Genomic DNA, 15,697 nt, shown 5'->3' with positions numbered 1-15,697 from the left:
TGGTAGTGTTATTTTGATATTATAATCGATATATTTTACTGTGTCTATTGTGTAAAGAATTTTCAATAAACGAATATATAATCAAAATTTAAAAGATTAAAAGTATAACGTGATAAAATAAAAATAATAAGGAGTTGATAATATGTATCCATACCTATTTCCAGAGATTTTCGGGTATACAATACCGATGTATGACCTATTAATAATCATCGGTGTATTCTTAATGTTAATATACGTTGCAAAACGTCTTGAGAGTAAAGATGGATTCACGAAACAACAAACCAATCGAATACTTGTTTTAGTCGGTATTAGTTTATTGTTTGCGCTTTTCTTTTCATTTATTTTAGATGGCATTTTCCACTCTATCAAGGCAGGTGAATTAGAATTTGGATCGATTAACTTTCTAGGTGGTTTAATCGGTGGTTTCGCAGCTTTCTTAATTCTGATGAAATACTTCTACAAAGATGATAATAAAGATATGAGACAAATAGGAAATACGGTTATTACAGGTGTAGTATTGGCACACGCATTTGGTCGTATAGGTTGTTTCTGTGCTGGATGTTGCTTTGGTATACCTACTGAGTCTTATTTAGGTGTTATTTTCCCACACGGGCAGTCTCATACCTTATACCCGGACGCTGCAGTTTATCCAACACAGTTGTTCGAGGCTATATTCTTGTTCATATTATTTGCTGTGTTGCATAAAGTTAAAGCATTTAAAAATAAAGAAATACAAGTATACCTTATTGGTTACGGTGTATGGAGATTTTTAATTGAATTTATTCGTGGTGATGATCGTGGCGTTCTATTACCATTATTTAGAACTCAATATAATATATTCCCAACACCATCTCAACTAATGAGTTTGCTAATGGTGTTACTTGGTGTTTATCTCATTACTAAACATGTTTATGCATCAAAAGTTTTAGACAAATAATCATTAATGATATCAATGTTGAGTCTGTAACATTGATATCATTTTTATTAGAAAGTGAATTCATATGGAAGATAAGAACAATGACGTATTAAGCTATACGAATCAAAAAAACTTAATCTTTTTGCTTATTATTCTCATGTTTGTTTTGGTGTTAATAGATATTAACGTACTTCAAGAGAATCTAGATACTCAAATGATTACAGGTTCATTACTAAGAATACTCGGTGGACTAGTTTTTATCGTTATCATTTATGGTTTAGGACATGGACATATATTTAAATTTAAGAATGTATCAAAAGCACTATTAATTATGATTCCTGCATTTATTGTTTCAATCAATAACTTTCCAATCATCGCTTTTTTAGATGGGCGAGCAGTTTTGACAGAACCCGTTTATCGAGTCTTTTTATTTTTTATAGAGAGTCTTAGTGTTGGCTTTTTTGAAGAAATTATTTTTAGAGGTATGATTTTAGTATATTTGTTAAATAAACTAAAAGATGAAAAAAATGGCGTTATGAAATCAATTATTCTGTCATCAGTAATATTTGGATTTATCCATGTGATAAATATATTTAATGGTGCATCAGTTAATAGTACAATGTTACAGATTGGTTATTCCTTTTTAGTTGGTATGATGTGGGCTGTATTATTCATAAAAACTGGTAATCTATGGTTAACCATGTTGTTGCATGCAACTTTTAATTTTTTTGGTCAAGTTATGTTTTATTTAGGTACAGTAGATGGTAGGTATGATCAGTTCACAACCGTAATAACAATCATCATTGCTCTTTTAGCAGCTTTTCATACACTGTGGATATTTAGACAGATAAAAAATAAAACTTTATTCAATGATTAATATAAATAATGTTAAGAGCATTTTTACACAAAAAACCAATCTCAGCGATTGGTTTATTTTTTCATTATTTTCTATGATTACTTAACTTCTATATGGAAATTAAATAGAGTGTGACCAATATTACCCCACAATTTTAACCAAAGATGCATCAGTTGCTCCATTGATCTTGATCCTTGAATATCGCCTAAGTCATGAATTGTTTTCCAACCCAAATCATTTATCAAAATATTTTTTACTGTTTGTTTAGCATTATCAAGATTGCCACAAATAAAAATATCATGAGGATTTTTTATAGAAGAAGGATCAACCATCAATTTAGCTGTTACTGTATTTAGAGCTTTTACTACATAAGTATTAGGAAGTAGTCTTTGAATTTGTTCTCCAAGAGAGTCATTATTTGCTACAAATAGTTCAAATGAATCTTTAGAAAAGTCTAAAGGATTTGCTAAATCAATCATTACTTTGTTCTCAAGATTAGGTTTTATCGTTTCCAAAACATTTAAGCAAACATTTCCAGGCAAAGCATTTATTATGAGTTCTCCATATTTAGAAACCCCATTAAATGTAGTAACTTCAACTTTAGGATGTAAATTCATGAACTCTTTGTTGTTATCAGGATTACGAGAACTTATTTTCACCTCATGATTTTTAGATAAACCAACTGCAAGTGTTTTTGCGACATCTCCAGCACCAATTATCCCTATTTTCATACCATCCAACCTTTCTTTATTAATTACCTTGATTATATCACCATGTCTAAAGAGTAGAAGAAATATGCATTAATCATAAATAGAAAACCTACCCTTCCAACATGTTTATGAATGTTTTACCAATATTAACTCCAACTATAGCGTCATATATAAGAAAATAAGATTAAATATAATAAAAAGAAGTAAAATAAGGTGTGATAAAACACATAATATGAAAATAAAGTAAAAAAAATGAAAATAAAGGTATATAATGAGGTTAACTTGAACTAAAGATAATTTATTCTTGTTTAAGTTAGAAAAGCGAGTATTCAAATGAAAACACTCAAAAAAATATTTAATCCTAAGATGATGATTTTTGCAATCTTAGTTACGATGATATTCTTAGTTTCAGCTTGTGGAACAAATGAAGAAGATCCAACAGAAGTCATTCCAACTCCGACAGAAGTTATTCGTACAGAAGATATTGATGTTACATCAATTGAACTTTCCGCAGCTGGTAGTGCAACAACTATTTCAGCACTAGGTGGAACATTACAAATGTCAGCAACTGTGTTACCAGCAAACGCAACTGATCCAACATTTACTTGGTCAGTAACCAATGGAACTGGTTCTGCTACGATAACTGTTGCAGGATTACTTACAGCTGAAACAGATGGTATTGTTACTGTTACAGCAACATCAAATGCAACAACTGGGGTATATGGATCGAAAGTTATCACGATTTCGAATCAGTTAGCAGCAAATATGGATGCTACTCTAACTCATTTAAATGTTGATGGTAGTTCAGTATTAGACTTTAATCCTTTAGTAACTAGTTATGTGCATGTCATGTCAGATGGCATTATTGTAACACCGGTGGTTACAGCTACTCAATATGAAACAACTTCAACCGTTGTGATTACAGATGCAGTAGATGTCACTTCAACTGATGTCTTAGAACGTACAACAGCTATTGCTGTCACAACAACAGAAGATATTGAAAAATTTTATTATGTTATTTTTGAAGCACAAGTAGATCCTGTAAATTTAGGTACAGCAGGTGACTATGTTATCTTAGCTGAAACAGGCATATCAACAGCAACAACTTCAGATATTACAGGTGACTTAGGTGTTTCACCATCAGCAGCATCATACATTACTGGTTTTTCATTGATAATGGATTCATCAGGAACATATTCAACATCTAGTCAAGTTGTTGGTATGATCTATGCAGCTGATTACACAACACCAACTCCTGATAAATTAACAACTGCAATAGCTGATATGATGATTGCTTATTCAGATGCAGCAGGTAGAACAAATAACTACACAGAACTATATAGTGGAGACTTAAGTGGAAAAACATTAACTCCAGGCGTTTATAAATTTGGTAGTTCAGTATTAATTAACACAGATCTTACCTTAACAGGTAGTACAACTGATGTATGGATTTTCCAAATATCAGGGAATCTTACAATGGCTTCAGATATGAGTATTATTCTAGCAGGTGGGGCAGATGCTAAAAACATCGTATGGCAAGTTGCAGATACAGTAGCAATCGGTTCAGGCTCACATTTTGAAGGAACAATTCTTGCGATGACAAATATATCAATGGGAACTAATTCTTCAATCAATGGTAGATTATATGCACAAACAGCAGTTACACTTGATGCAACTATTGTTGTTAAATCAAACGACTAATATTAAGGCATAAAGACATAAAAAAAGATTAGAATGTTTCCAACATGATATTGGTTACAAACTAATCTTTTTTCTTTATACTTTTTTATAAATTCTAAATAATCCAATCAATAAGCCTAGCAATGATAATGAAGCTGCAAAGATTAAACCAATACCAAATGTCCAATCAATATTTATCTCATTTGTATTTCCAAGAATTGTTGTTGAAACAACTGTAAACTCTGGGATCAAGAAAAACATTACTGCAGCTGCTCCAAATATAATTGTTGCTGCCAGATTTCCTTGTTTAGTAAATATTAGAAGTAGTACGGCAATTAAAGGTAATGTATATGCGATCAAATTCAATATACTAAATTCTATTTGCCCACTACCGAATCCACCTAGATTAACAAACTCATGTCCAAATGCTATCTGAATACCTGAATAAGATGTATTCGAATCCCCAACAGTTAATGCAGGAAACAAAATCATAAGTGTCGCTAAAACTCCAACAATAATGCTGCTTAATTTAAACTCATTTGCTGTAATCTTTCTCATTTTTTATCTCCTTCTCAATGATGTAATAATTGCAATGAGTAATGCTGCTCCACCAACTGAAACAACAAATCCCATAAACGAAAATGTATTGGGTTGACCTAATCCGAAGATACCTAGTAACCACATACCTAATATTGAACCTAATATACCAATAATAATATTTGCGAGTAATCCCATACTTCTGTTTTTATTCATTAGTATACTAGCTATCCAACCTACAAGTGCTCCAAAAATTAACCATAATATAATATACATAAAATTTACCTCCCGATAAGAAATATAAATCTAATAGAAGCTTTGTGCTAACAATCTTCCTTTATAAGACAATTTGATTATACCATAATATGAAAATAGTGTATACAACATGAAGATATTATAATATAATGTAAAAGAATACATAATGAAGTAATATATTTACAATAAGATGTACTTAAGATTGACAATAAGTAATTTAAGTAATATAATGTAATTGTAATGTTCATTGAGTGAAATCACTGAGCAGCAGTACAATTTGAGGTGATGAAATGAGTGAATTTAAATTATACACAATTGACGAGGTTGCAGGTATTCTTAAAGTGACACAAAGAACAATCTATAATTATATTAAAAGTGGAATGCTTAAAGCAATCAAGATTGGCAAATACTGGAGAATTAATCACGTTGACTTAGAACGTTTTTTACAGACGGGTACAAATCTTTAATCATCGCAAACCTAGGAAGATATTCACACTTTCTAGGTTTTTTAGACAACTCGTTTTTATAACTGTTTAACATACAAATATAACCTCAATTTTATTGGGATTATTTTTTATACATTATACAATATAGAGATAACGAGGGATTCAAATGTATATATCAAACTTATTTAAAAGATCAAAAAAAGCTTATTTGATACATCCAAAAACATACAAAAAAATGATAGAAGAAAAAGTTATAGTTTTACTTGATGTACGTACACAAAGTGAATTTGAACATGCACATATTCCAAATGCGATATTGTTTCCTATTTCTCGTGTAGAACAACATATAGAAACATATTTTCCAAACAAGCAATTAACTTATGTAATTTATTGTAGAAGTGGTATTAGAAGTCATTCAGCCTTGCTAATTATGAAACAATTGGGTTATGATGTTGTCTATGACATGGGTGGTTTAATCGATTGGCCATATGAAATCATAACAAAAAAGAGTAAGCCTATTTAAAAAGTTATTTAAAATAGGTTCACTCTTTTTTATTTTAGATTTATCGGTTGTTTATCTTACTTTTTGCATAAATGATTTTAATGCTTCACTTTTGGGGTGATCCAAGATTGTTGGCAATCCTTGTTCGGCAATTTTTCCTTGATCCATAAAAATAACATAATCAGCAAAATCTTTAACAAAGCTCATAACATGTGTTACAAATATGAAATCTTTTCCTAGACCTTTAAGCTCCTCTACAGCTGTTAAAACCTCATGGGTTAAAATAGGGTCCAAGGAAGATGTAGGTTCATCTAAAAAGATGATTTCAGGGTTGATGCTAAGTGCTCTGGCAATAGAAGCACGTTGTGCTTGGCCACCAGAGACATTATTAGGAAGCTTATCGACTTGGTCTTCAAGATGTAATAAAGATAAGTATCTCAAAGCTGTACGATCAGCTTCAGTTTTATCCATATTTCTTGTTTTTTCTAATACGAGTGAAATATTTTTCTTAAGTGATAAATGAGGAAATAGATTGTGGTTTTGAAAAACAAAACCTATGCTTTTTCTATAAATTTCATCACGCACATCAAATCCATTGATTTCTATTGACCCAGATGAAGGAAGTTCTAATCCTGACATCAACCGAATCAAAGTAGATTTACCAGAACCTGAAACTCCAATAATAGCTACAGAATGATAGTTTGAAAGCGATAAATTCAAGTCTGTTAACACTTCCACATCATAGGAATGCGATATGTTTTTGATTTCTATGTTCACAATGCCCACTTCCTTTCAATATATTTAGTTGCTTGAGATAGTGGAATTGTAATCATCAAGTATAAGACCCACATCAAAATATAGCCTTCAACGAAAGCGAATGTTTGTGATTGCGCAACACGTATTGCATAATAAAGTTCAGTATAGCTGATGACATTTAATAATGCACTACCTTTAATAATCATTGTAAAATTGTTCATCATTGGAGGCATTAATATCCGAATGACTTGTGGAATGATTATGTAACGATATCTCTGATAAGGTGTAAATCCAAATAAATCCATCGTCATATATTGATCACGACCAATACTTGAAAATGCAGATTGATATACATTTTTCATATATGGCGTCATATAAATAATTAATGCAAGATAACCCATAGCATTACGGTTATATGTACCAAATGCAGGACCGATTACAAATGCAGTAATCACGATGAAAACCAATAAAGGAGTTCCATAAATAATCTCAGTAAAAACATCAGTTAGCGCATTGAGATACTTCACTTTTGATATTGAAAATAAATAGAATATAAAACCTAAAACTAAACTACCCAATAAAGATACTATTGAAACAATGATTGTATTACCAATACCTGTTGTAATCAAATTTTGATAAACTCTAAAAGATGACAACGTAAATGGCTCATCTTGACGTGTAATAATGAATACGACAAGCGATAAGATTGTCAGTATTGCAAGCACATAGGCAACAAACTTATTCATTGATATAGAAGTCTAAGCCATAACGTCCAAGACGATCTAGCAAAATGTTATCCCATTTAGCTGCTAAAACATCATATAAACCATCGGGTTCGCTAAATGTTGCGATAAACGCATTGACTTGTTCAAGTAACTCAGTATTGCCTTTACGCACTGCCATTCCGATTGGACTAGCTACAAATGGATCCCACATCACCATTGTCGTATTTGGATTCGCTTTAAATCCATCAACAACAGGGTTAGCACTCATCAATAAAACATCAGCAGTACCTTGAGCAACAGACTCAACAGCAGTACCTAAATCAGTAGCTTCAGTTACTTCCTTACCATAACTTTGAGGAATGGATGCTGAAACTTGAGCAGCAATCCCGATATATCTGGTATTTTCAACAGCAAGTAGTTCTTGAACAGTTGTATCTTCATTAATACCATTCGCTGTTGCGAAATTTTGATTAACCAAAGTAATAATCTTAAAGTAGAAGTACGGTTCTGAGAAGTCTACAATTTGCTTTCTTTCTTCAGTTATACTCATAGATGCAATAGCAACATCGATTTCTCCAGATTGGATTGATGGAATAATGGCTCCAAAATCAGTATTGACAATCTCAACTTCGCGTCCTAGAAATTCGCCTAAAGCATAGGCGATATCAACTGAAATACCCTCAGGATTATTGCTGGTATCAACAGTTTCAAATGGAGGATACTTTAAGTCCATACCGACGCGTAACACTCTTTGATCACGTCCACATGAGGATAAAATAATTGCTCCTATAGTAATGGTTAAAATAAGTAATATTTTCTTCATAATTGATTCTCCTTTTCCTTACATATATACATTATAAATATTCTTCATTATAAAAACAAAGCATACGCAACATATAAATTAAATTTGCCAATCATCCAAAATTACAATTGTGGAATGCATATTTAGACATACCATTTATTTGGCTTAATAAAGCATTAAAATGTTGTCTAAACTTCGCTCTCACTCATTAAAGCCAAAGTGTTTCCCTCGGAGTCTTTAAAAAATGTCATCCATGTCTCTATCTTGTTTGTTTTTGCAATAATATGTGGTTTTTGAACGATTTGCACACCACGATTTAATAATTCATCATAAACTTGATTGATGTTATCAACGTGATAGTAAATAATCGAACTTAAATAATCGCTCGATTCTTTTTCAGGTAAAGCTAACAATAATCTTACACCATCACAATCAAAAAAGCCTAGCTGATCAGTCTTAAACAATAGCTTAAGTCCTAAAACATTTTCATAGAATTCAATAGCTCTTTTCATATCACGGATGGGTATTGCTATTTGTCCAACCTTGTTGATTTTCATAGATATCTCCTCCCAATTTCATTATACAACAATTCATGAATTTTTGTGTTTTGATGTATTGTGAGACTATTTTAATGTATATTATCAAAATCCTATTCATTTATCTAGACTAAAATGTTAGAATAAATTTGATATTTAGACAAAGCAGGAGGCCATGATGTACTATACAAAATTATATCCAAAAACTAAAGCATACGGAAAAACATTTGAAGATGTGAGACAGTTTTTATTAAAGCACAATGAAATGCTAAAAAACATTCATTTTCATTGGAGTAGATGGGAATGGATGTTCGCAAGAGATTCGTTTCAAACAGAAGACTTATCACTAATTACCTTATTTATGAAAGATAATCAAATTAAAGGTTTGTTAAGTATCGAAGATGAGCCAGGTGTATATTTTTTAGTTTATGATGACAGTCAAGAACTCAAAGACTTTATTATAAACTACATGGTTGAAAACAATATACAAGATGATATTATCATTCCTAATGATGAAGATATGAAGCAAAGATTGCTATCTCTAAACTATGAACAAACAGACTGGATAGACCCAGTAACACGATTAAACAATGGACCTATAGAATTACCTGAAACTCCAGGTTATGACATTGTATCGCTAGAAGAAGATTATAGACTAGATCAAATTCATCATGCATTATGGAGAGGTTTTGACCATGGAGATGAAATGGATTATAGTAAACAAAACCTAGAAGATAGAAGACTTATGACTTCATCGCCAAATTTTAAAAAGTACTATACTTATGTAGCGGTTCATAACAATCAATATGTTTCATATGCGGGTGTATGGTATGAAAAAGGAACTAAAACAGCTTTAATAGAGCCTGTTGCTACTGTTCCCGAACATCGAAAAAAGCATCTTGCAAGAGCATGTATTTATCATGCAATACAACGCGCTAGAAATGATGGAGCAACCGACATTTTTGTTGGATCTAATCGCTCTGTGTATTTAAATATGGGCTTTCTCCCATTTGATTATGCGATTCGTTTTAAGAAAAAACAACAGATTTAACCATGGTTTTTATTCATAACTCATCTATGATATACTTATATTATGAAAAAAATGAAGTGAACATGAAGGGAAAATGATATGGATGCAATTATAAAAGTAGAAAACCTTGTCAAAAGTTATGGGGATGTTTTAGCCGTAAGAGGCATATCGTTTGAAGTGAAAAGAGGTAGTCTTTTCGCATTTTTAGGGCCAAATGGAGCAGGGAAAACAACAACGATAAACATTATGACAACATTATTAAATGCAGATTCAGGTAAGATTTATCTAAACGATCAAACAAACGAAACATATTTTAGAAACAAGATAGGCGTTGTTTTTCAAGGCAATGTCTTAGATGACGATTTAACTGTAAAAGAAAACTTAATTTATCGAGGATCACTTTATATCAACAACAAAGAAAAAGTTGAGCAAAGATATCAAGAATTAAGTCAATATCTAAACTTAGTTGAGTTTGAGAATCAAAGATATAAAACACTCTCTGGAGGACAAAAAAGAAGAACAGAAATTGCAAGAGCTTTATTTTCTGACCCTGAAATTTTATTGCTTGATGAACCTACAACAGGACTAGATCCAGAAACAAGACAAACAGTTTGGAGAGTTATTGAGGATTTAAGAACCAAAAAAGGATTAACTATTTTTTTGACGACACATTATATGGAAGAAGCAGCTAACTCTGATCATGTTGTGATTATTAGCAAAGGTAAGATTGTTGCTCAAGGTACTCCTACAACGCTTAAGGATAAGTACAGTTATGATAGACTCAAGGTCGTTCCATATGATAAAAAGCGTTTAGCAGCTGATTTAGATGGTTTAAAGAGAAGTTATGTTAAGGTTTCTAGTGAATATATCATCACAATCGATGATGCAAAGGATGCAATCGATTTAATTAATGTTATTAAAGATAACATTAAACAATTTGAAGTCATTAAAGGCTCAATGGATGATGTGTTTATTAATGTCATAGGAGGTGAGAACAATGTTTGATCTTACCTGCTTAGTTAAAAGAAATATATATAAGTTCTTAAGAGATAAAACTGCTGTATTCTTCTCATTCCTTAGTGTCATTATTTTGTTAGCGTTATATTTTCTATTTATAGGTAGACAATATACGACGGGAGGACAGCTTGATTTGATTGACGAAAACCTAAGAACTTTTCTAGGTGTCAGTATCATTATGGGTGGTGTCTTAGTCATTAATACCATATCCTTATCACTTGGTGTGATGGGGAATGTGATTACTGATTTGGAAAATCGCAGATTAGATGGATTCTTAGTAACTCCAGTAAAAAGATATAAAATTATTTTAAGTTACTACTTATCCGCGATCATAGTAACAGCCATTTTATCTTTGCTGATGTGGTTTTTAACGATTCTTTACGTAGGTTTGATTTCGGGATATTGGTATTCTTTTAGTACGATTATTCAAGCTTCTGGATTGATTATCTTTTATACATTTATTTCTGCAAGTTTAATGATTTTTTTAACAACACTGATGAAATCTGTAAATGCATTTGGTGCACTTTCAGGGATATTAGGAACAATTGTTGGTTTTATTAGCGGTATTTATATGCCACTATTTGTTTTAGGTAAATCAATGACATATGTAGCATCAGTTGTTCCGTTTACCCATATGACAATAGTTTTAAAACAAGTTTTGCTAAAAGAGCCATATCGATTACTTGCTCTAGAAGTCTCACAAGAACTTGTTGATGAAATCGAGTTACCCTATGGTACGCTTGAACTAGGTGTTTTTGGACAAGAAGTCAATATGTGGATCATTATGGGTTGCATTATAGCCATATCATTTATACTTATGCTTATCGCTTATAAAAATATGACTAAAAAGATTAAAAACTAAGTTGAAATGCTCGCAAACTCGTGAGCATTTTTTTGTTTACATATTCTTTACAAAAGAGTTACCGATTCTTGGTATCTCTATTTTTTTTATTGTCGTATACTTAAGTTGAAAAAAATAAGGAGATTAGAGAAAATGAAAAAAATAATATTGATTATGGTGTTTGCAATTGTATTATTACTGACTGCATGCACACCAAGTGACGCAGGTTTTAATTTAGATAGTAATATTACCGTGTATACAAGAGACACAACGTCTGGAACACGTGATGGATTTATGAATGGTATTGGATTTGCTGAAGCAGCAAAATCTGATTCAGTACTTGTCACTGGATTTGTTATTAGAGACAACACAGCACAGTTAAATGCAATGTCTATTGATGAATTTGGTATTGGTTATATTTCAACATCAAGTTTGAACAACACAGTTAAAGGATTATACTTTAATGGTGTTGAACCAACAGAAGCAAATGTTATTAATAACACCTATGATTTAAAACGTCCTTTTATGTGGATGATTAGAGCTGTTGGTGATTTTCCATCTCAAGATGTAGAGGACTTAGTTCATGCATTCGTTGCCTTTTTAGGAACAACAGATGCTGCTGATATTATCAATAACTCAGGAGCAATCGCATTACCATCATCAATAACATGGGATTCAATTAAAAATGATTTTCCAATCACACAACAAGACAATAGTTCGATAACTGTTAGATTTGGAGGATCTGATTCAATTCAAAAGATTGCTGAAGCAGTGACAGCAGCATTTACTGCAAAAGCCGGGAATTTCGTTGCTGAACATGATCATACAGGATCAGGTGATGGTTGGAAAAGAACAAATGGTGACACAAAAGATCAGACTGTTGGTAAAGATGTAGGGTTTTCGTCAAGACCATTTACAACAACAGAACTATCTAATGTTATAGAGGAACAATATGGACAACTTGCATGGGATGCAATTGTAGCAATCGTACATTTAAGCAATCCAATCAATAATGTAACAGCCGATACACTTAAAAAAATTTATGAAGGAACATACCTTACATGGTCAGACGTTCCAAACGAATAATAAGATAAAAAAGATATGAAAAAGGGGCTCTTCCTTGAGTCCCTTATTTCAGTAGAAAGGAATCGGGCATATGCAACAAACAGTGAAGAAAAAATTCCAAAAAAACGCACTTATAGATATAACGGTTGAACAGATTCTTAAAGGATTGGCTATTTTATCAGGATCTTTTATCTTTATTATTGCTGGGGTTATTATTGCTAAAGGATTAACGCCATTTATAACAAATAATGGAGGTTTAGGAAGCGTTCCAGTACTCCCCTTTTTAGTAGGTGATACGTGGCTTACTGGACCTACATTTCAATCCAATCTATATAGTGTTGGATTTATTATCGTTAGTACAATCTATGTGGTTTCATTATCACTATTCATTTCATTTCCGATTGGTGTTTTAACTGCATTGTTTATAGCAAAAATCGCACCTAAAAAATTAGCAGAAATACTAAGAAGTGTTGTAGAAATTTTGGCATCAATACCCTCTATTATTTATGGTTTATTTGGTGCAGGATTTATCTTAAAAATTGTTTATGACTTTAGTGCAATTCTTGGTTATCAATCCAAAGGTGGAAACTCTGTTTTGTCAACAGTCATCATTTTAGCTTTAATGACAATACCAACAATTACGACCATTTCAGAAGTATCCATCAGATCTGTTGATATAACCTTAATCCATGGTTCGCTAGCTCTTGGAGCAAGTCCTACACAAACCAATTTCAAAGTTGTTTTAGCAGCTGCGAAATCCGGAATTTTCACATCAGCTATTTTAGGAGTTGGTAGAGCTTTAGGAGAAGCAACAGCAGTATCTTTGGTTGCTGGTGGAAGAAGATCTGGTTTATCATTTGATATTTTAGATACAACAAGCACATTGACAACAACCATGCTTGAAGGTATGAAAGAATCAGCAGGTCTAGATTATAACATTCGCTTTTCAGTAGGACTTGTTTTAATGATTGTTATTGTTTTGACAAATCTCACATTAAATGCAATTAAAAGAAAGGTAGGTAATGTCAATGTTAAATAAGAGAAAAACTAAAGACTTGTTTTTTCAAATCATTACATATGGTGCTGCATTCTTTAGCCTTGTTACATTATCGTTGATTGTATTTTACGTTGCTTCTAATGGGATTAAGTTATTAAATATAGATTTAATTACAAATAACTATCAAGCGTTCAACTATATAGCTGATACAAGAGAGGATCAGGTCTTATGCAATTGTTTACCAACTATAGAAATACCAGATGATTCATATTATTCAAACAGGTGGGGTATCGCTTTAACTGATAGCACAGATTTGTTGGGTAAAAACATTGTAGAAGTTTATTATATTCATCCCAATTCACCACTTAACGATTTAATTAACAAAGGCACTGGCGAAGAGTTATTACATTTAGATACTGATTATAGTATTATACGAATTGCCTATGATGGCAGTCCAACATCGTTATCAAGATATGGTGCTGAATTAATGATATCAGATTTAGATAATCAGTATGATTTTAGGGAACTAGAGTTTACGACTACAGGTGGAGGTATTAGAGGATCTATTATTACAACTTTGTATTTGATAGTCTTAACATTAGCATTTGCATTACCTATTGGTATTGGCGCAGCAGTATATTTAAATGAATATGCAAAAAACAACCGATTTACAAGATTAGTAAGATCCTTTATTGAAACATTGACAGGCGTTCCATCAATAATCTATGGATTAATGGGGCTAGCTGTATTTGTTCCATTCATTGTGAGTATCACTGATGCTACAGGTGGAAGTATTATATCTGGAGCTATGACATTGGCAGTGATTTTACTACCTGTAGTGATTAGAACAACTGAAGAAAGCTTAAAAGTTGTACCAGATGATTATCGATTTGCATCTCTAGCACTTGGTGCAAGTAAGTCACAAACTACATTCAATATTATATTGCCTAATGCATTTCCTGGGATATTGACTGCAACTCTACTTGCTATTGGAAGAATTATAGGAGAAAGTGCAGCACTTGTATTTGCAATTGGTACTGCAATAAAAGATGATATATCATTAACTGGACAATCAACATCTTTAGCAGTACATATATGGTCAATGATGGGTGATGAACCTGCTAATATTGAACTATCAACAACCATTGCTTTAATCATTTTATTTATCGTACTCATCTTGAATTTATCGATTAAATTCATTTCTAAAAACTATATGAAAAGGTTTGGTGTTAGCGCATGACAATAGAAAATAACATAGTATTTAATATAGAAAAATTAAATCTTTTTTATGGAGAGACTCAAGCATTAAAAGAAATAAGTCTTCAAATTTATGAAAAAGAGGTCACCGCACTCATAGGTCCCAGCGGATGTGGAAAATCAACTTTCTTAAGAACGTTAAACAGGATGAATGATTTGATAGAAAATTGTACAATAGAAGGTGATATCAATTATCATCTGGATAATATTTATGAAAAAGGTACAGATATCATTGGTCTTAGGAAAAAAGTCGGTATGGTTTTCCAAAAACCAAATCCATTTCCAATGAGTATCTATGATAACATCACTTACGGTCCTAAATGTCAAGGGATTAAAGATAAAACAGAACTCAAACAAATTGTCGAAGAATCATTAAGACAAGCAGCATTATGGGATGAAGTCAAAGATCGTTTAAAAGAATCTGCACTATCGCTATCTGGTGGTCAGCAACAAAGATTATGTATTGCAAGAACGATTGCTATGAAACCTGAAGTTATTTTAATGGATGAGCCTACATCAGCTTTAGATCCAGTTGCAACAGCAAGAATAGAAGATTTAATTGTAGAGTTAAAAAAGAAATATACAATCATTATCGTGACTCATAACATGCAGCAAGCAGCTAGAATATCTGATAAAACAGCATTCTTCTTACTTGGTGAGATTATTGAATACGATGACACAGCACGTATTTTTTCTACACCTGAACATAAAAAAACTGAAGAATATATAACCGGACGATTCGGTTAATATGCTATAATGGAGGTAATTA

General features: G+C 32.0%; 19 protein-coding genes. 12 read left to right on the top strand and 7 right to left on the bottom strand.

Annotated features, from left to right (window positions below; genetic code table 11):
- The first annotated feature begins 142 nt into the window (after positions 1 to 142).
- Together QJ521_RS05375 and QJ521_RS05370 are read left to right on the top strand one after the other, a co-directional pair.
- On the top strand, positions 143 to 937 hold the full coding sequence (locus QJ521_RS05375; protein ID WP_282839411.1) for a prolipoprotein diacylglyceryl transferase: 795 nt from the start codon (positions 143 to 145) through the stop codon (positions 935 to 937).
- Positions 938 to 1,001: 64 nt separating this feature from the next.
- Positions 1,002 to 1,793 carry a CPBP family intramembrane glutamic endopeptidase gene (locus tag QJ521_RS05370; protein WP_282839410.1) on the top strand — a complete coding sequence of 264 codons (792 nt, stop codon included), beginning with the start codon at positions 1,002 to 1,004 and terminating at the stop codon, positions 1,791 to 1,793.
- Between the two features lie 77 nt (positions 1,794 to 1,870).
- Here the strand turns inward: QJ521_RS05370 and QJ521_RS05365 are convergent, their stop codons facing one another.
- Positions 1,871 to 2,503 (bottom strand): NADPH-dependent F420 reductase, encoded by a 633-nt coding sequence (locus QJ521_RS05365; RefSeq protein WP_282839409.1) that lies wholly within the window; start codon positions 2,501 to 2,503, stop codon positions 1,871 to 1,873.
- Between the two features lie 312 nt (positions 2,504 to 2,815).
- Here QJ521_RS05365 and QJ521_RS05360 point away from each other — a divergent pair, with 312 nt between their 5' ends.
- Positions 2,816 to 4,183, top strand: coding sequence for an ice-binding family protein (locus tag QJ521_RS05360; protein WP_282839408.1), 1,368 nt, complete (start codon positions 2,816 to 2,818; stop codon positions 4,181 to 4,183).
- A gap of 75 nt (positions 4,184 to 4,258) precedes the next feature.
- Here QJ521_RS05360 and QJ521_RS05355 read toward each other — a convergent pair whose 3' ends face one another.
- Positions 4,259 to 4,720, bottom strand: a complete 462-nt coding sequence (locus QJ521_RS05355; protein ID WP_282839407.1) for a hypothetical protein — start codon at positions 4,718 to 4,720, stop codon at positions 4,259 to 4,261.
- A gap of 3 nt (positions 4,721 to 4,723) precedes the next feature.
- Entirely contained in the window at positions 4,724 to 4,975 is a 252-nt protein-coding gene (locus QJ521_RS05350; protein WP_282839406.1) for a GlsB/YeaQ/YmgE family stress response membrane protein, read from the bottom strand.
- A gap of 269 nt (positions 4,976 to 5,244) precedes the next feature.
- Between QJ521_RS05350 and QJ521_RS05345 the strand changes: the two genes are divergently transcribed.
- Together QJ521_RS05345 and QJ521_RS05340 are read left to right on the top strand one after the other, a co-directional pair.
- Positions 5,245 to 5,421, top strand: a complete 177-nt coding sequence (locus QJ521_RS05345; protein ID WP_282839405.1) for a helix-turn-helix domain-containing protein — start codon at positions 5,245 to 5,247, stop codon at positions 5,419 to 5,421.
- Positions 5,422 to 5,566: 145 nt separating this feature from the next.
- Positions 5,567 to 5,923 carry a rhodanese-like domain-containing protein gene (locus tag QJ521_RS05340; protein ID WP_282839404.1) on the top strand — a complete coding sequence of 119 codons (357 nt, stop codon included), beginning with the start codon at positions 5,567 to 5,569 and terminating at the stop codon, positions 5,921 to 5,923.
- Positions 5,924 to 5,974: 51 nt separating this feature from the next.
- On the opposite strand, the gene QJ521_RS05335 is transcribed toward QJ521_RS05340, so the two are convergent.
- The 4 genes from QJ521_RS05335 to QJ521_RS05320 form a co-directional block, all read right to left on the bottom strand.
- Positions 5,975 to 6,679 carry an amino acid ABC transporter ATP-binding protein gene (locus QJ521_RS05335; protein WP_282839403.1) on the bottom strand — a complete coding sequence of 235 codons (705 nt, stop codon included), beginning with the start codon at positions 6,677 to 6,679 and terminating at the stop codon, positions 5,975 to 5,977.
- The gene (locus QJ521_RS05330; protein ID WP_282839402.1) at positions 6,676 to 7,404 is read right to left on the bottom strand and encodes an amino acid ABC transporter permease; all 729 of its coding nucleotides are present in this window, start codon (positions 7,402 to 7,404) and stop codon (positions 6,676 to 6,678) included. The genes QJ521_RS05335 and QJ521_RS05330 overlap by 4 nt, the downstream gene beginning before the upstream one ends.
- Positions 7,397 to 8,206: a transporter substrate-binding domain-containing protein gene (locus tag QJ521_RS05325; RefSeq protein WP_282839401.1), complete on the bottom strand. Its 810-nt coding sequence runs from the start codon at positions 8,204 to 8,206 to the stop codon at positions 7,397 to 7,399. The genes QJ521_RS05330 and QJ521_RS05325 overlap by 8 nt, the downstream gene beginning before the upstream one ends.
- A 167-nt stretch (positions 8,207 to 8,373) precedes the next feature.
- Complete coding sequence (locus QJ521_RS05320) at positions 8,374 to 8,742, bottom strand: VOC family protein (protein ID WP_282839400.1); 369 nt, start codon at positions 8,740 to 8,742, stop codon at positions 8,374 to 8,376.
- Positions 8,743 to 8,899: 157 nt separating this feature from the next.
- Between QJ521_RS05320 and QJ521_RS05315 the strand changes: the two genes are divergently transcribed.
- The 7 genes from QJ521_RS05315 (at position 8,900) to pstB (ending at position 15,675) form a co-directional block, all read left to right on the top strand.
- Positions 8,900 to 9,772, top strand: coding sequence for a GNAT family N-acetyltransferase (locus QJ521_RS05315; protein WP_282839399.1), 873 nt, complete (start codon positions 8,900 to 8,902; stop codon positions 9,770 to 9,772).
- A gap of 78 nt (positions 9,773 to 9,850) precedes the next feature.
- Complete coding sequence (locus QJ521_RS05310) at positions 9,851 to 10,756, top strand: ABC transporter ATP-binding protein (RefSeq protein ID WP_282839398.1); 906 nt, start codon at positions 9,851 to 9,853, stop codon at positions 10,754 to 10,756.
- Positions 10,749 to 11,630 carry an ABC transporter permease gene (locus QJ521_RS05305; RefSeq protein WP_282839397.1) on the top strand — a complete coding sequence of 294 codons (882 nt, stop codon included), beginning with the start codon at positions 10,749 to 10,751 and terminating at the stop codon, positions 11,628 to 11,630. Before QJ521_RS05310 ends, QJ521_RS05305 begins: the two co-directional genes overlap by 8 nt.
- A 132-nt stretch (positions 11,631 to 11,762) precedes the next feature.
- Positions 11,763 to 12,695: a substrate-binding domain-containing protein gene (locus tag QJ521_RS05300; RefSeq protein WP_282839396.1), complete on the top strand. Its 933-nt coding sequence runs from the start codon at positions 11,763 to 11,765 to the stop codon at positions 12,693 to 12,695.
- Between the two features lie 70 nt (positions 12,696 to 12,765).
- Positions 12,766 to 13,713, top strand: a complete 948-nt coding sequence (gene pstC, locus QJ521_RS05295; RefSeq protein WP_282839395.1) for a phosphate ABC transporter permease subunit PstC — start codon at positions 12,766 to 12,768, stop codon at positions 13,711 to 13,713.
- Positions 13,703 to 14,911: a phosphate ABC transporter permease PstA gene (gene pstA / locus QJ521_RS05290; RefSeq protein ID WP_282839394.1), complete on the top strand. Its 1,209-nt coding sequence runs from the start codon at positions 13,703 to 13,705 to the stop codon at positions 14,909 to 14,911. The genes pstC and pstA overlap by 11 nt, the downstream gene beginning before the upstream one ends.
- Positions 14,908 to 15,675 carry a phosphate ABC transporter ATP-binding protein PstB gene (pstB, locus tag QJ521_RS05285; RefSeq protein WP_282839393.1) on the top strand — a complete coding sequence of 256 codons (768 nt, stop codon included), beginning with the start codon at positions 14,908 to 14,910 and terminating at the stop codon, positions 15,673 to 15,675. The genes pstA and pstB overlap by 4 nt, the downstream gene beginning before the upstream one ends.
- The last annotated feature ends 22 nt before the right edge of the window (positions 15,676 to 15,697 follow it).

The organism is Peloplasma aerotolerans (assembly GCF_030012175.1).
Classification (GTDB): domain Bacteria; phylum Bacillota_I; class Bacilli_A; order Acholeplasmatales; family Acholeplasmataceae; genus Peloplasma; species Peloplasma aerotolerans.
The sequence above is the reverse complement of the archived record's forward strand: the minus strand, read 5'-3'. Positions and strand labels throughout refer to the sequence as shown.

Excerpts from the sequence above, each read along its gene's own strand:
- QJ521_RS05300 (WP_282839396.1), top strand. The coding sequence starts at position 11,763 with ATGAAAAAAATAATATTGATTATGGTGTTTGCAATTGTATTATTACTG.
- QJ521_RS05340 (WP_282839404.1), top strand. The coding sequence starts at position 5,567 with ATGTATATATCAAACTTATTTAAAAGATCAAAAAAAGCTTATTTGATA.
- QJ521_RS05350 (WP_282839406.1), bottom strand. The coding sequence starts at position 4,975 with ATGTATATTATATTATGGTTAATTTTTGGAGCACTTGTAGGTTGGATA.
- QJ521_RS05325 (WP_282839401.1), bottom strand. The coding sequence starts at position 8,206 with ATGAAGAAAATATTACTTATTTTAACCATTACTATAGGAGCAATTATT.
- pstA (WP_282839394.1), top strand. The coding sequence starts at position 13,703 with ATGTTAAATAAGAGAAAAACTAAAGACTTGTTTTTTCAAATCATTACA.
- QJ521_RS05345 (WP_282839405.1), top strand. The coding sequence starts at position 5,245 with ATGAGTGAATTTAAATTATACACAATTGACGAGGTTGCAGGTATTCTT.
- pstC (WP_282839395.1), top strand. The coding sequence starts at position 12,766 with ATGCAACAAACAGTGAAGAAAAAATTCCAAAAAAACGCACTTATAGAT.
- QJ521_RS05320 (WP_282839400.1), bottom strand. The coding sequence starts at position 8,742 with ATGAAAATCAACAAGGTTGGACAAATAGCAATACCCATCCGTGATATG.
- QJ521_RS05355 (WP_282839407.1), bottom strand. The coding sequence starts at position 4,720 with ATGAGAAAGATTACAGCAAATGAGTTTAAATTAAGCAGCATTATTGTT.
- QJ521_RS05360 (WP_282839408.1), top strand. The coding sequence starts at position 2,816 with ATGAAAACACTCAAAAAAATATTTAATCCTAAGATGATGATTTTTGCA.
- QJ521_RS05305 (WP_282839397.1), top strand. The coding sequence starts at position 10,749 with ATGTTTGATCTTACCTGCTTAGTTAAAAGAAATATATATAAGTTCTTA.
- QJ521_RS05375 (WP_282839411.1), top strand. The coding sequence starts at position 143 with ATGTATCCATACCTATTTCCAGAGATTTTCGGGTATACAATACCGATG.
- pstB (WP_282839393.1), top strand. The coding sequence starts at position 14,908 with ATGACAATAGAAAATAACATAGTATTTAATATAGAAAAATTAAATCTT.
- QJ521_RS05365 (WP_282839409.1), bottom strand. The coding sequence starts at position 2,503 with ATGAAAATAGGGATAATTGGTGCTGGAGATGTCGCAAAAACACTTGCA.
- QJ521_RS05370 (WP_282839410.1), top strand. The coding sequence starts at position 1,002 with ATGGAAGATAAGAACAATGACGTATTAAGCTATACGAATCAAAAAAAC.
- QJ521_RS05310 (WP_282839398.1), top strand. The coding sequence starts at position 9,851 with ATGGATGCAATTATAAAAGTAGAAAACCTTGTCAAAAGTTATGGGGAT.
- QJ521_RS05330 (WP_282839402.1), bottom strand. The coding sequence starts at position 7,404 with ATGAATAAGTTTGTTGCCTATGTGCTTGCAATACTGACAATCTTATCG.
- QJ521_RS05315 (WP_282839399.1), top strand. The coding sequence starts at position 8,900 with ATGTACTATACAAAATTATATCCAAAAACTAAAGCATACGGAAAAACA.